The organism is Paenarthrobacter sp. TE4293, assembly GCF_050435325.1.
Classification (GTDB): Bacteria; Actinomycetota; Actinomycetes; order Actinomycetales; family Micrococcaceae; genus Arthrobacter; species Arthrobacter nitroguajacolicus_C.
Map to the genome: position 1 here is coordinate 288,191 of NZ_JBNJRY010000003.1, position 13,624 is coordinate 301,814.

13 protein-coding genes are annotated in these 13,624 nt (G+C 63.2%); 3 read left to right on the forward strand and 10 right to left on the reverse strand.

Features of this window, described 5'->3' with window-relative positions; translation table 11 throughout:
• Positions 1-77 precede the first annotated feature (77 nt).
• The 9 genes from QF015_RS07640 to QF015_RS07680 all read right to left on the reverse strand — a co-directional run bounded on the left by QF015_RS07640 (position 78) and on the right by QF015_RS07680 (position 10,013).
• Positions 78-1,022, reverse strand: coding sequence for an ABC transporter permease (locus QF015_RS07640; protein WP_429388143.1), 945 nt, complete (start codon positions 1,020-1,022; stop codon positions 78-80).
• Positions 1,012-1,743 (reverse strand): ABC transporter ATP-binding protein, encoded by a 732-nt coding sequence (locus tag QF015_RS07645; RefSeq protein ID WP_429388145.1) that lies wholly within the window; start codon positions 1,741-1,743, stop codon positions 1,012-1,014. Before QF015_RS07645 ends, QF015_RS07640 begins: the two co-directional genes overlap by 11 nt.
• Before the next feature lie 95 nt (positions 1,744-1,838).
• A complete protein-coding gene (locus QF015_RS07650) occupies positions 1,839-2,987 on the reverse strand; it encodes an ABC transporter substrate-binding protein (protein ID WP_429388147.1) in 1,149 nt (382 codons plus the stop codon).
• 155 nt (positions 2,988-3,142) lie between these two features.
• Positions 3,143-4,096, reverse strand: a complete 954-nt coding sequence (gene mmuM / locus QF015_RS07655) for a homocysteine S-methyltransferase (RefSeq protein WP_429388149.1) — start codon at positions 4,094-4,096, stop codon at positions 3,143-3,145.
• A 99-nt stretch (positions 4,097-4,195) separates the two neighbouring features.
• Positions 4,196-5,599 carry a sulfate adenylyltransferase subunit 1 gene (locus tag QF015_RS07660; protein WP_429388151.1) on the reverse strand — a complete coding sequence of 468 codons (1,404 nt, stop codon included), beginning with the start codon at positions 5,597-5,599 and terminating at the stop codon, positions 4,196-4,198.
• On the reverse strand, positions 5,600-6,643 hold the full coding sequence (gene cysD / locus QF015_RS07665) for a sulfate adenylyltransferase subunit CysD (RefSeq protein ID WP_429388153.1): 1,044 nt from the start codon (positions 6,641-6,643) through the stop codon (positions 5,600-5,602).
• Positions 6,640-7,359: a phosphoadenylyl-sulfate reductase gene (locus QF015_RS07670; RefSeq protein ID WP_310206388.1), complete on the reverse strand. Its 720-nt coding sequence runs from the start codon at positions 7,357-7,359 to the stop codon at positions 6,640-6,642. The genes cysD and QF015_RS07670 overlap by 4 nt, the downstream gene beginning before the upstream one ends.
• Positions 7,356-9,092, reverse strand: a complete 1,737-nt coding sequence (locus QF015_RS07675; protein WP_310206391.1) for a nitrite/sulfite reductase — start codon at positions 9,090-9,092, stop codon at positions 7,356-7,358. Before QF015_RS07675 ends, QF015_RS07670 begins: the two co-directional genes overlap by 4 nt.
• Positions 9,093-9,245: 153 nt before the next feature.
• Entirely contained in the window at positions 9,246-10,013 is a 768-nt protein-coding gene (locus QF015_RS07680; RefSeq protein WP_429388156.1) for a sirohydrochlorin chelatase, read from the reverse strand.
• On the opposite strand from QF015_RS07680, the gene QF015_RS07685 reads away from it, so the two are divergent.
• The 3 genes from QF015_RS07685 to QF015_RS07695 all read left to right on the forward strand — a co-directional run bounded on the left by QF015_RS07685 (position 10,014) and on the right by QF015_RS07695 (position 12,385).
• A complete protein-coding gene (locus QF015_RS07685) occupies positions 10,014-10,685 on the forward strand; it encodes a trimeric intracellular cation channel family protein (protein WP_310206398.1) in 672 nt (223 codons plus the stop codon).
• 13 nt (positions 10,686-10,698) lie between these two features.
• Positions 10,699-11,121 carry a hypothetical protein gene (locus QF015_RS07690; protein WP_011775733.1) on the forward strand — a complete coding sequence of 141 codons (423 nt, stop codon included), beginning with the start codon at positions 10,699-10,701 and terminating at the stop codon, positions 11,119-11,121.
• Between the two features lie 799 nt (positions 11,122-11,920).
• Positions 11,921-12,385, forward strand: coding sequence for an endonuclease domain-containing protein (locus QF015_RS07695; RefSeq protein ID WP_429388159.1), 465 nt, complete (start codon positions 11,921-11,923; stop codon positions 12,383-12,385).
• 127 nt (positions 12,386-12,512) lie between these two features.
• Here the strand turns inward: QF015_RS07695 and QF015_RS07700 are convergent, their stop codons facing one another.
• Positions 12,513-13,616: a polyprenyl synthetase family protein gene (locus QF015_RS07700; RefSeq protein WP_310206406.1), complete on the reverse strand. Its 1,104-nt coding sequence runs from the start codon at positions 13,614-13,616 to the stop codon at positions 12,513-12,515.
• Between the last annotated feature and the right edge of the window lie 8 nt (positions 13,617-13,624).

Here is a 13,624-nt window from a genome sequence, read left to right on the forward strand (position 1 = left end):
GGAAGGGCGAGTTTTTGTACACGTAATGCCCCTAAGAAGCACTCTTAAGGGCATTACGTGTACAAAAACTCCAATGGTTAGCGGCTGCTGCCCGCCAGCAAACCCCGGCGCTGCAGCAAGCGCTTCTCGATCGGCCCGAACACCAGGAGCTCAATCAGGATGCCCACAAACAGGATGAGCAGGATCGCGGACATCACAATCGCCATGTCGGACAACGCGCGGCCCTGGTCAAGGAGCGAGCCCAACCCGAAACCGATGGTGCCGCCCACTGCGATGATTTCAGCAGCCATGAGTGAGCGCCACGAGAAAGCCCAGCCCTGCTTCAAACCACCGATGTACCCGGGCAGGGCAGCCGGCAGGATGATCTGCAGCGCCATCTGAAGCCGGTTCGCGCCCAGGACGGTCCCAACGCTCCGGTATTGCGGTGGGATCTGGTCGACGCCGGAGATAAGCCCGTTGATGATGGACGGGATGGCACCCATGAGCACCACAAAGTACACCGTTGCGTCCGTCAGGCCGAACCAAATGATGGCTGCGGGAACCCAGGCCACGGACGGCAGCACCTGAAGCCCGGAAATCAGCGGACCAAAGGCGCGGCGCAAGGGAGCAACCTGTGCCAGCAGCAAGCCCACCGGTGTTGCGACCACTACGGAAATCAGGAACCCAATCAATCCTCGCTGCAGCGAAGTCCACACTGATTCCTGGACCTTGCCTTCACTCCAGAGCAGAACCAGCTGGTTCAGCACATCCAGCGGCCCCGGTACTTGGTCGCGACGCTTGAGGCCCAGCGAAACGTAGAACTGCCACGCGAGGATGAGTACCACCAGCGCCAGGACGGGAAGCAGGACGCGCTTCCATTCGATGCCGCGCTTGCGGCCAAGGTCTGACTGAAGATTGTCCAGGCCCGCTTCAAGGTCGCGAAGTTCCGAGGCGTTGCCCTTCAGCGACGGCGAGGTGATGTGTTCTTTGGATTCAGTCACGGGAAGGGTCCGCTCTTCGGTGGTGATGGGGTTACTTGGCATGGCGGCGGATCTCCTCGCGAAGGCGGCGGGTGATGACACTGGTCAGCTCCCCAGCACTGCCGGCGTCGGTCCGGTGTTCTTCGGTGACGTCCCATTCGGCCACCACACGGCCGGGGCGGGAGGACAAAAGCAGCACGCGCTGGCCCAGACGGACGGCCTCGCGCACATTGTGGGTCACGAACACGATGGTCCGGCCGGTTTCCTTCCAGATGCGCTCAAGCTCGTCATGCAGAAGGTCCCGGGTAATGGCGTCCAGGGCGGCAAACGGCTCGTCCATCAGCAGCAGTTGCCGGTCCTGGGCCAACGAGCGGGCCAAGGCAACGCGCTGCCGCATGCCACCGGAGAGTTCGTGAGGACGCTTGTCTCCCGCGCCACCCAAGTGGACGAGCTCCAGCAGTTCGTTGGCGCGGTCCCTGCGGCTGGCTTTCGTGCTGGACTTGTCCGCTAGTTGCAATGCCAACTCGATGTTCCCCCGGGCGGTCAGCCAAGGGAACAAGGACGCGTCCTGGAACATGAAGGCGGCACCGTCGCTGGGTACTTCAAGGGCGCCCGACGTCGGCTTTTCCAGTCCCGCCATGATGTTCAGCAGGGTGGACTTACCGCAGCCGGACGCACCGAGGAGGGCAACGAACTCGCCCTGGGCGATGGTGGCGTTGACGTCGTCCAGCACCGGGGCGCCGTCGCCGAAGCGCTTCCCCAGGTTCTCGAGTACGACTGGCATGGTCCCGTCCTTCATGTTGATTGGTAGAGCTGATATGGCCAAAGGCCGGTCCGTTCCCCGGCAGTTTCCAGGGGAACGGACCAGCCTGTCAGTGCTTAGTCCTGGCCAAGACCTGCGGCTGAGGTCTTCTTGCCCTCCACCTCATTCAAGGCGCGGAGATCGAAGATCCCGTTGATGTCGGCCTGCTTGGTGGTGCCCGCGTCAACACCGTCCTGCAGGAGCTTCTTGTACGTTCCTGCGAGAGGATCGGTGGTGAACTTGATGTTCTGCAGAGCGCGTTCGATCACGTTCGCCGGGAGCGGCTTGCCTGCGGTGTCCTTGAGGACTGCGTTGATGGTGGTGGCTTTCTCGTCCGCGGATGCGGAGTTCAACCAGTTCACGGACTCAACGTGGCCCTTCAACAGAGCCTTCACCGTTTCCGGATGTTCAGCGGCGAACTTCTTGTTCACGATCAGGATGGTGGTGGTGAAGTCACCCTTGTCCCACAGGTCCTTCTCGTCCACCAGGACCTTCGCACCGGCTTCGAGCACCAGGCGGGAGGCCCACGGCTCAGGCAACCACGCACCGTCGAGCTTTCCGTCCTGGAAGAGCTTCAGCGACTGGGCGTTTTCGGTCGGGTTGATGTTCACATCACCGCTGCCGTCCGGGTTGGTCTTGTAACCCTGGTGGCCCAACCAGGCGCGGAGGGCGACGTCCTGCGTGCCGCCGAGCTGCGGCGAGGCGAGTACCTTGCCCTTGAGGTCGGCTGCGGAGTTGATCTCCGGCTTGACGACAAGCTGGGCACCGCCGGAAGCTGCGCCGGCGATGATGCTGATGGATTCGCCGTTGCTCTTGACGAAGGAGTTGATGGCCGGGTTCGGGCCAATGTAGGTAGCGTCGATGGCCCCGGCGTTCAGGGCTTCGATCGCGGCAGGGCCGGCGTTGAAGATCTGGGTGCTGAGCTTGGTCTCGCCAAGCTCCTTCTGGATCAAGCCTTTGCTCGTTCCGACCAGCGCCGGGCCGTGGGTGACGTTGCTGAAGTAGCCCAGCTTGAGCTCCGCGGCGGGAGTCGTTGCGGGAGCCGGTGCGGCCTGATTGTTGTTGGAGACGGCCGAAGCTACGGCAGCGCCAGCACCAATGAGGACGACCAGGCCAACGGCCAGGCCGATCTCCAGGGTGCGGCGACGTTTGGGCTTGGAAGCGGTCTCACCGGCGACAATGCGGGTGGTACCGGATTCGGGTTGTGACTCGGGTTTGTTAGCCATGAGGTTGGGTCCTAAGAAGATGTGGGATGCGAGAGGGGCGAAGATCAGGCCCCGTGACATCGCCCGTCGAGGGCAAGCAAGGACCAGTCCGGAGAGGTCATGCCTTCACAGTAAGGACTGTCATATTTCGGCTTCAATCCCGTAGAAATCAAGGTTCACGCAGGTTCACGTGGCGTCATATTCGCCGCGAGGGCTTCAATGTCGCGGGGAGTTGTGCGGCAGCAGCCACCTATGAGATGGGCGCCCCGTCCCTGCCATTCAGCTGCGTTTTCAGCCAAGGTTCCGGTGCCCTGAACGCCGGCAGCCGGACCCCACGTTTTGGTCACCGCATCATAGGTTTCGCCCGAATTCGGGTAGGCCACCAGGGGCTTGTCGGAGGACTGTTGCAGAGTTCCCAACGCGTCCGTCACCAGTTCCAGCGGCACACAATTAACCCCGACGGCGGCCACGCGCGGTTCCGCGCGGAGCATCTCAGCCACGTCCGCAAGCGGCGTTCCGTCACTGATGTGGCCGCTGTCCCGCAGCGTGAACGTAAACCAGGATTCGACGTCGAACTCTGCCACGAGCGCCAACAGCGCCTCCGCTTCGGTGAACGACGGCAGCGTCTCGCACGCCAGGAAATCCGCGCCGGCTTCCACCAGCGCCGCAATACGCGGGCGGTGGAAGTCCCGGAATTCCGCGGCAGTAAGCGTGTAATCCCCGCGGTACTCGGAGCCGTCGGCAAGGTAGGCGCCGTAGGGCCCCACCGATCCGGCCACCAGCAAAGGGCCGCTCGCGGAGCCCTCCGCCAAGGCTTCCTGGCGGGCTTCGTCGGCCAGCCGGACGCTCAACGCCACCAACTCCAATGACTCCTCCACGGACAACCCGCGCCGCGCAAAACCCTGCGGAGTGGCCTGGTAGCTGGCCGTGATGGCCACGGAGGCGCCGGCGTCGAAGTAGTCGCGGTGGACGTGCTTGATCAAGTGCGGCTGCTCCAGCAGGACCTTGGCGGACCACAACGAATCCTCCAGGTCGCAGCCATGCGCCTCGAGTTCAGTGGCCAAGGCACCGTCCAGGACCAAGTCCTTGCCGGAGGTCAAGTACGTGCTGAGCGTGGTGTTCTGTGGCATGGGTCCTTCCCCAAAAAGAAAACCGCAGCTTGTCCGAAATTCCCGCCGTACAACGTGAGGAGTCGCGAACAAGCTGCGGTTTTGTGACTACGTGTGACCCTAGATGACGTAACGTTCGTCTTCGTGGTCGCCCGGGTGGTCCTTGACCAAGCCGGCGGCAAGGGTGTTGCCGTCGATGGGGTCGATCACCAGGAAAGCGCCGGTGCGGCGGTGGTGCAGGTAGTTCTCCAACGGCAACGGAGCAGAGAGCCGGAGCTGTGCGTGTCCAATGTCGTTAAGCTCCAGGTTGGTCGCCGGCTCCACGTTGAACGTGGCCAGGTCCAGCTTGCCGGTGACGTTCCGGACCAGTGCCTGGACCGTGCGCGTACCGTGCTTCACTAGGACCTTCTGGCCCTCACGGAGCGGCTTCGGCGAGAGCCAAGCCAACGACGCATACAGGTCTGCAGTGCTTTCGCGGACCGTACCTGCAGCTGCGATGGTGTCGCCACGGGCGATGTCGATCTCGTCAGCGAGGCGAACAGCCACCGACTGCGGTGCTGCGGCCTCGTCCAACGACTGGCCGGCAAAGTCGATGCCGATCACCGTGGTGGTGCGCGGCTCGTGGCCCGGGCTGATAACGGAAACTTCGTCCCCGAGCTTCACGGAGCCCTCAGTGATCTGGCCCGCGTACGCACGGTAGTCGCGGTACGCCTCCACATCGAGCCCGGCAGCAACAGCATCCGGAGCCAAGGCACCCTGCGGACGGATCACCAGCTGGACCGGGAAGCGGAAGCTCTCCAGTTCGGCCTCGAGCTCGTCAGCAGCCGGGAGGGTTTCCAGGACCTCCAGCAGCGCCGGACCGGTGTACCAGGGAGTGCGATCGGAGCGGTCCACCACGTTGTCGCCGTCGAGCGCCGAAACCGGAACCACGAGCAGGTCCGCGACCCCATCGGAACCAAGTCCAAGCTCGCGGGCAACCTTCTGCACGTCGGCTTCGATGTCCCGGAACACTTGCTCGCTGAAATCCACCAGGTCGATCTTGTTGACGGCCACGATCACGTGGGCAACGCGCAGCAGCTGCAGCACGGAAAGGTGGCGCCGTGTCTGCTCCAAGACACCCTTGCGGGCGTCAATAAGTACGACGACGGCATCCGCAGTGGACGCGCCGGTTACCGTGTTCTTGGTGTACTGAACGTGGCCGGGGCAGTCCGCCAGGATGAAGCTGCGGCGGTCGGTAGCGAAGTAGCGGTAGGCCACATCGATGGTGATGCCCTGCTCGCGCTCGGCACGCAGGCCGTCAGTCAGGAGGGCGAGGTCGATCCCGCCCTTCTCGCCGCCGAAGCCGCGGTCCGCAGAGGTGCGGGCAACGGCGTCGAGCGTGTCAGCGAGGATCGCCTTGGAATCGTGGAGGAGGCGGCCCACCAACGTGGACTTGCCGTCGTCGACCGATCCGGCAGTAGCGAAACGGAACAGTGTTGTGGGCAGGGCTGTTTCCAGCCCCGCAGCCAGTGTTTCGGTGCTCATTTAGAAGTAGCCGTCCTTCTTGCGGTCTTCCATGGCTGCCTCGGAGATGCGGTCATCTGCTCGGGTGGCGCCACGTTCGGTCAGGGTGGAGGCAGCGACTTCAACAACGACGTCGGCCACGGTGCGTGCGTCGGACTCAACAGCACCTGTGCAGGACATATCGCCCACCGTGCGGTAGCGGACCAGCTTGGTGATGACGTCCTCGTGCGGCAACGGCTGCGAAACCTCGCCCACGGCACGCCACATGCCGTCACGGGCGAAGACTTCGCGCTCGTGGGCGTAGTAGAGGCTGGGGAGCTCGATGTTTTCGCGCTCGATGTAGCGCCAGATGTCCAGCTCGGTCCAGTTGCTGATGGGGAACGCACGGACGTGCTGGCCCACAGTGTGGCGGCCGTTGTACAGGTTCCACAGTTCGGGACGCTGGTTGCGCGGATCCCACTGGCCGAACTCGTCGCGGAGGCTCAGGATGCGCTCTTTGGCACGGGCCTTGTCCTCGTCACGGCGGCCACCGCCGAACACGGCGTCGAACTTGTTGCGCTGGATCGCGTCCAGCAGCGGAACGGTCTGCAGCGGGTTGCGGGTGCCGTCGGCACGCTCAGCCAGTTCGCCGCGATCGATGAACTCCTGCACCGAGCCGACAACCAGCTTCAGGCCAAGGCGCTCAACAGTGCGGTCGCGGAAGTCGATGACCTCCGGGAAGTTGTGTCCCGTGTCCACGTGCAGGACGGGGAAAGGAACCTTGCCCGGCCAGAACGCCTTGGTAGCCAGATGCAACATGACCACGGAGTCCTTGCCGCCGGAGAACAACAGCGCAGGCTTCTCGAACTCGGCAACGACCTCGCGAATGATATGAATGGCCTCGGACTCGAGGGTGTCCAGCGACGAAAGGCGAGTCGATTCCAGAGCCGAAGCAGCAGATGCCGCCCCGGGAGTGGCATCGGGCCTGTCGTAGCTGGACGCAATGCTGCTTGCAGCATTGCCGTCCAGCGAAGGGGCGGGGGCGGCATCTGCTGCGTAGGCGTCCGTTGTTGTTTGGGTGCTCATGTGTGTAGTCCGCATTCTGTCTTGTCGGATCCTGCCCAGCGGCCAGCGCGGGGGTCTTCACCCGGGGCAACCTGGCGGGTGCAGGGCTGGCAGCCGATGGACGGGTAGCCCTGGCTCAGGAGGGGGTTGACGGGAAGGATGTTGTCTTCGGAGTACTCGATCAGCTGATCGAAGGTCCAGTCGACCATCGGGTTCACTTTGACCAGGCCGAATCCTTCGTCCCAGGTGACAACCGGAGTGTTGGTCCGGGTGGGTGCCTCGTCGCGACGGACTCCGGTGAACCACACCTCGTAGCCGGCAAGCGACCGACGCAGGGGCTGGACTTTCCTCAGCGCGCAGCACTGGGCGGGGTCGCGGGCGAACAGGTCCTTGCCGAGCAGGCGGTCCTGCTGTTCCACGGTGGTTTCCGGGAGGACGTCCACCACGTTGACGCGCAGGTTCGCGGCAACTTCGTTGCGGGTGTCGTACGTTTCCTGGAAGTGGTAGCCGGTCTCCAGGAACAAGACGTCGACGCCGGGAAGCTGGTCTGCGACCAAAGCCGGCAGGACGGCGTCGGCCATGGAGCAGGCCACCGTTACCGCAGGCAGTTCGAAGTTGCGGGCCACCCAGGCGATCGCTTCGGTGGCACTGGCGTTCCAGCCGAGCTCGGCGGCCCCGGCCTCAGCAAGTGCCTTGAGCTCCTCGTTGGACCGCTTGAGTGCTACAGCTACGGTCATTGCAAGTCTCCTTCATCTGCGGAGTGTGCCCACTCAGCGAAGGTCTGGCCTTCGGCGCCGACGGCGACGAACTTACGGACCACGCGCTCCACGTAATCGGGCAGGTTTTCCACGGTGACCTTGAGGCCGCGGACGGTGCGTCCCAAACCGGCTTCTTCGCGCTCGTTGTTGGCCAGCCCGCCACCGAGGTGGACCTGGAAACCTGGGGTGGGGTCGCCGTCGGGTGTCGGAAGCATCATGCCCTTCAGGCCGATGTCGGCCGTCTGGATGCGGGCGCAGGAGTTCGGGCAACCGTTGATGTGGAGGGACAGTGCTTGGGGCAGCTGCTTGGTTTCCACGAGGTCGGCCAGGCGGCGCTCCAGCTCAGCGATGGCCGTTGCTGCTGTGACCTTGGTTTCCACGATGGCCAGCTTGCAGAATTCGATGCCCGTGCAGGCGATGGTGCCGCGGCGGAATACGGACGGTCGGGCGGAGAGGCCCAAGGTGTCCAGTTCGGCGATCAGGGGTTCCACCTGCTCCTTGGCGACGTCCAGGATGACGAGCTTCTGGTGCGGCGTAGTGCGCAGGCGGTAGCTGCCGTGCTTCTCCAGGGTGTCCGCCAGCGTCACAAGTGCCTCGCCGGACGTGCGACCCACCGTCGGAGCAACGCCAATGAAGAACTTACCGTCCTTCTGCTCGTGGACGCCGATGTGGTCACCGGGAGCGGTGGGCTTGGGAGCGGCGGGGCCGTCCGGGAGCTTGAAGCCGAGGTATTCGTCTTCAAGGATCTGGCGGAACTTGGCCGGACCCCAGTCGTTCATGAGGAACTTCAGGCGGGCCTTGGTACGCATGCGGCGGTAACCGTAGTCGCGGAAAATGCTGGTGACGCCCAGCCACACTTCAGCGGCGACGTCAGCGGAGACGAACACACCGAGACGTTCGGCCAGGCGGGGGTTGGTGGACAAGCCGCCGCCAACCCAGAGGTCGTAGCCGGCACCGAGCTCGGGGTGGACAACTCCCACCAGGGCGAAGTCGTTGATCTCGTGCACCACGTCCTGGGAGGGGTGGCCGGTGATGGCGGTCTTGTACTTGCGCGGCAGGTTGGCCAGCTCGGGGTCGCCGATGAATCGCTCGGCGAGCTCGTGGATGAGCGGCGTGGGATCGATGATCTCGTCCTTGGCGATGCCCGCAACCGGGGAGCCGAGGATGACGCGGGGAACGTCGCCGCAAGCTTCCGTGGTGGAGAGCCCGATGCCCTCGAGGCGACGCCAGATCTCCGGCACGTCCTCCACACGGATCCAGTGCAGCTGGATGTTCTGGCGGTCCGTCAGGTCGGCCGAGCCGCGGGCAAAGTCTACGGAAATCTGGCCGATCACACGGAGCTGCTCTGTGGTCAGGGCCCCACCGTCGATGCGCACGCGCAGCATGAAGTACTTGTCTTCGAGCTCGTGCGGCTCAAGCGTTGCCGTCTTGCCGCCGTCGATCCCGGGCTTGCGCTGGGTGTACAGACCCCACCAACGGAAGCGGCCGTGGAGGTCCGTTCCGTCGATCGAGTCGAAGCCTTCTTTGGAATAGACAGACTCAATGCGCTCACGGACATTCAGTCCGTTGTCTTCCTGCTTCCAGGTTTCGTTGGCATTGAGGGGCGCGGTGCCGTCAACCTTCCACTGGCCGTGGGGCTTGGCGGCAGGGCGGGTGCGTGCCGGACGCTTGGCGGTGTCAGCCGACGCACCGGCTACAGCTGTATCTGTCATACATCGACTGTAGGTCTGGCCAGATTTCGCCAGCAAAGGTCCGGAAATGCTAAGTCACCTAGGGAAACATTTCGTCACGAACACGCCAGCGGCCTTGTCCCGGAGGCCTGTTTTGTGCAGGTCTTTTCGGGCCAAGTTCCGCGTAAATAAAGGTTAGGAGAGCCTTCCCAACACTGCGTCGTAGCGTTCCAGTGCGATCTCTGCGAGCACCTTCGACGGCAGCAAGGGAGCCGCAACAACGTCCGCGCCGGCCTTCGCCAGCTGATCGTGGAAGTAGCCGGTGGCCAGCAGGTACGACGCAATGAAGACCCTGCCTGCTCCCCCATCCGCGGCGAGTTCCGCACGCAGGGAGGCGACGCCGTCGGGCACTGTTGGTTGCGCGCTGGCACCATAGGCGACCCGCACCTTGTTCGGCAGCAAATCCGCGAGCAACCGCGCCTGCTCCTCCGAATCAACCGAGCCGTCCGGAAGGGAGGATCCAGCGGCGGCCAGCAGCACGCCGTCGTTCTCTTGCAGACCAGCCGCATGCAAGTGAGCGGCCAGCAACTCAGCCAGGCGCGGATCCGGGCCCAGCGGCCTGGCGGCCACTACCTCCGGCCTCGGCTTGATGGCCTTGGGGACGTCCACCTTGATGTGGAAGCCAGTGGACAGCAAAAGCGGTACGACGACGGCGGCGGTCCCCTCGGGCAGGCCCTCCACCACGCCGCCCAGCTCGGGTTCCTGCACGTCCACGTAGGCCTCAAGCACCCGCAGCACGGGACGGAGTTCCCCGATCTCGGCCATGACCTGGCGGATGGCTGCCTGGCCCTCAGCGTTGCGGGTTCCGTGGGCACAGGCGATCAAAACGGGGCTGTTCATGGGAGCTAGCGTAACGTTGAGCCAGCACCTGTTGTGAAGCACATTAAGAAAGAACCAGTCCACTTGATTTCCATTGACGTTGTTCTTCTCTGGCTTGACCTCATAGGCGTGTTCTTTTTTGCCGTGTCCGGCTCCTTGTTGGCCGCCCGGAAGCAGTTCGACTTTGTTGGTTCGATACTCCTCGCCTCCATTGCGGCCCTGGGCGGCGGGGTGATCCGCGACATCGTCATCAACGCCGGTCCCCCGATCGCCTTCACGAATCCCGCTTATTTGGCGCCGCCGCTGCTCGCAGCGATGCTGGTCTACTATCTGTTCTCGTCCGTCCAGCGCTTCACCTCGCTTTTGACGCTGTTCGACGCCGGCGGGCTCGCCTTGTTCTGCATCACCGGCACCCTGAAGGCGATCAGCGCCGGCATGAACCCGGTAGCCGCCATCCTGTTGGGTGTCACCACGGGTGTGGGCGGCGGCTTGCTCCGGGACATCACGGCCAACGAGATCCCTACGCTGTTCAACAACCGCGACATCTATGCGCTGCCTGCCTTCGTAGGCGCCGGCCTGACCACGCTGATGTGGCACCTTGGCGTGTTCAGTGGGCTGACAGCTTGTGTCATTGCCGCTGTTGTTTTCGCTTTCCGGGTGACGGCCTGGCGACGCAGCTGGTATGTGCCGTTGGCCGTCCGTGGTTGGCACCGTGCCGGGACCGGTGGAGGCGCAATTTCAGGCCTCCGGGATTAGCTAGGATAAGAGCATGACTGACATGTTCCTCGAGAAGTTCCGCGCGCTGGTCCCAAAGTATCTCGAGGATGAATGGCAGGAAGAAGACGGCCTCACGCCCGACGAACTGGACGACGCCCTCGCCGACCACTCCTTCACCATCCCGCTGGTTCTCCGCGAGTTCTACCTGGCCATCGGCGGTTGCGAGGACCTCATGGAGGCGTACCACTACTTCTGGGACCCCGAGGAACTCGAAGTCGATGACGAAGGTTTCCTCATGTTCCTTGAGGATGAAGACGAGCAGTTCACCTGGGGCTTCCGTACCGCAGACCTCAGCATCCCTGACCCCATCGTCTGGCGTCGAAACAACGCCCGCGGTCAGTGGAAGAGCGAGGAAGGCACGTTCTCCGAGTTCGTCTTCGACATGTTCGAGTGGGCGTTCAACGACGAAGACTAAGCCCGTGGCTTCCTGACCCCGTTTGAGCTGAGCCCAGCCCCTGTGCACCCTTTAGTGGTTGCATGGGGGCTGTTCTGCTTTCCAAGAGGGTCAGGACGCCACCGTCTTGCAACGTCAGCGGGGCTGGTCCTGCTAAAAAACGGAATGGCCCCGGTTCGTTGCAACGTTACGAGTCATACGCTGCACCGAACCGGGACCACAATCTCCGTTCGCATCAGACCCACCGGAGGCATTTAGTGGATCCGTGAATAGCTTATGACAAGCCTGTCATATATGCAACTTTCAGGGTCAATGAATTTCCAAGGCGCGCAAGCATATTTACTTGAACATTCGAGTTATCCACATAGTCGCGATTTTTGGGGCGGTGTCCCCTTCGTCACCGTGATCATGGCGGATGGACCTTGCCGAATTCCTTCGTTTCCGACACGGTGCTGCACGAACGGCGAATCCGCGTCGGGCTAAATTTTCCGAACGGACATTAGCCTCAGCCGTTGATACCGGTTTGGGCACCAGGCTGAAGCGCGGCGTCTACGTCACCAAAGGAGCAGACCCCGACGTCGTAGCAGCCTTTCGCGCGAATGGTCTGCTGACCTGCGTCTCGGCTGCGAAATTCCATAGCCTATGGACGCTCCGAGAACCGGCGGTCTTGCACCTAAGTCGAGGCAATGGAATCGCTCATCCCGACATCGTCGATCATGCAGCCGCTACCCACCCACCACACCCCTACCTACCTGTTGCCGCAGCGGCTGACGTCCTGATTCATGCGCTTCGTTGCCGCCCGGACCTGGAGTCGCTGGTCATGGTTCAGAGCGCGGTGAGCCAGGCTCTGCTGAGCCCCGACTACCTGAGATCCAAGCTGCCCGGAAACCGGAATGGTCGGGCGCGGGAAATCCTCGGTCTGGTCCTACCGCGGGCAGACTCCTTGCTGGAGGTCTTGGCACACACTTTTTTCGTGAGGCCCGGGCTCAACGTACGGATGCACGTTCAGCTGCGAGGCGTCGGCGAGGTGGACTGCCTTATCAACGAGTGCCTGGTCGTCGAACTGGACGGCGGCACTCATTTGGAAGGCAAACAAGTGAAGAAGGACCAGTACCGAAACAATGCCCGCATGCGGGGAGGCTTCCTGGTCCTTCGCTATTACTACGCTGACGTAGTGCACCACCCCGAGAAGATGGTGGCGGAGGTGCTCGCGGTACTGAGCAACAGGGAAGCCGGCCAGTTCGGGCCGTCGCGCTGGTCGCCTAAGGAGGTGCCGGCGTCGTGATGTGAGCGGATGCCGTGGCGTCCTGACCTTCTTTGAAACCAAAACGGCCGCTATGCAACCCAAATGGGATGCATAGCGGCCGTCAGAAGCTCAAACAAGGTCAGGAAGCCACAGCCAAAAAAGGCACTTAGCTGCTGCGGTCCACCACAGCATGCGCAAAGTTGGTGAGGGAATCCTTTACCACACCCTCGGGCAGCGGGGCCAGGGCGGCAACGGCTTCGGCGGACCACTGGCGCGCGATTTTCCACGACTCGTTGGTGACGGGGTGTTCACGCAGACCGGCAACGGCCTCAGCGAGTGCTGCGTCCGAGGACAGGTCGCCGTCGATCAGTGTGAGGAGTTCGGCGGCAGAGGAGTCCCCCGCTGCGGCATCGCGGCGCAACAAAAGTACAGGCAGCGTGGGAACGCCTTCGCGGAGGTCCGTGCCCGGGGACTTGCCGGACTTGACCTTCACGCCGGTGACATCGATGACGTCGTCCGCGAGCTGGAAAGCCACGCCAACCTTCTCGCCGTATTCCACCAGCAGGTCCTCGTAGGCTTCATCGGCGCCGGCAAAGATCGCACCGAGCTGACCCGATGCTGCAACCAGGGAACCGGTCTTGTCCGCGATGACGGAAAGGTAGTGATCTACGGGATCTTCGTCCTCGCGCGGCCCCACGGTTTCGTGGAGCTGGCCGAGGCACAGCCGCTCGAAGGTACGGGCCTGGATCCCCAGGGCGCGGGAGCCGAGCTCGGACACCAGGATGGAAGCGCGGGCAAAGATGAGGTCACCAGTCAGGATGGCTACCGAGTTGCCCCACACTTCGTGGGCTGTGGGGGCACCGCGGCGGAAGGGAGCTGAGTCCATCACGTCATCGTGGTAGAGCGTTGCCAGGTGCGTAAGCTCAACGACTACGGCAGCCTGGACAACCTCGGGACGCGAGGCATCACCAAGGTGCGCGCACAGCAACGTGAGCAGCGGACGGATTCGCTTGCCGCCGGCTTCCACCAGGTGGCGTGACGTGGCATCGGCCAGGGGGTCCGAGTTGGAGATGGCTTCGCGGAGCTTCTTCTCCACCCGGGCCAGGTTGGTGGTGATGGCAGGACCGAGTTCGGCGTCGCCGGCAATAGCGGCAAAACCGGCGGGCAGCTGGAGTCCCGTTGCGATCGCTGTGGTGTTGGGAGCAGGCTCAACAGTCTGCGGCAAGCCGTGCCCGGCATGCGTCCAGCTGTGTTCGGCAGAGTTCGTCACGGGTTAAC

Coding starts and splice junctions, on each gene's coding strand:
- QF015_RS07640 (WP_429388143.1), bottom strand. CDS start 1,022: ATGCCAAGTAACCCCATCACCACCGAAGAGCGGACCCTTCCCGTGACT.
- QF015_RS07645 (WP_429388145.1), bottom strand. CDS start 1,743: ATGCCAGTCGTACTCGAGAACCTGGGGAAGCGCTTCGGCGACGGCGCC.
- QF015_RS07650 (WP_429388147.1), bottom strand. CDS start 2,987: ATGGCTAACAAACCCGAGTCACAACCCGAATCCGGTACCACCCGCATT.
- mmuM (WP_429388149.1), bottom strand. CDS start 4,096: ATGCCACAGAACACCACGCTCAGCACGTACTTGACCTCCGGCAAGGAC.
- QF015_RS07660 (WP_429388151.1), bottom strand. CDS start 5,599: ATGAGCACCGAAACACTGGCTGCGGGGCTGGAAACAGCCCTGCCCACA.
- cysD (WP_429388153.1), bottom strand. CDS start 6,643: ATGAGCACCCAAACAACAACGGACGCCTACGCAGCAGATGCCGCCCCC.
- QF015_RS07670 (WP_310206388.1), bottom strand. CDS start 7,359: ATGACCGTAGCTGTAGCACTCAAGCGGTCCAACGAGGAGCTCAAGGCA.
- QF015_RS07675 (WP_310206391.1), bottom strand. CDS start 9,092: ATGACAGATACAGCTGTAGCCGGTGCGTCGGCTGACACCGCCAAGCGT.
- QF015_RS07690 (WP_011775733.1), top strand. CDS start 10,699: ATGACTGACATGTTCCTCGAGAAGTTCCGCGCGCTGGTCCCAAAGTAT.
- QF015_RS07695 (WP_429388159.1), top strand. CDS start 11,921: ATGGTTCAGAGCGCGGTGAGCCAGGCTCTGCTGAGCCCCGACTACCTG.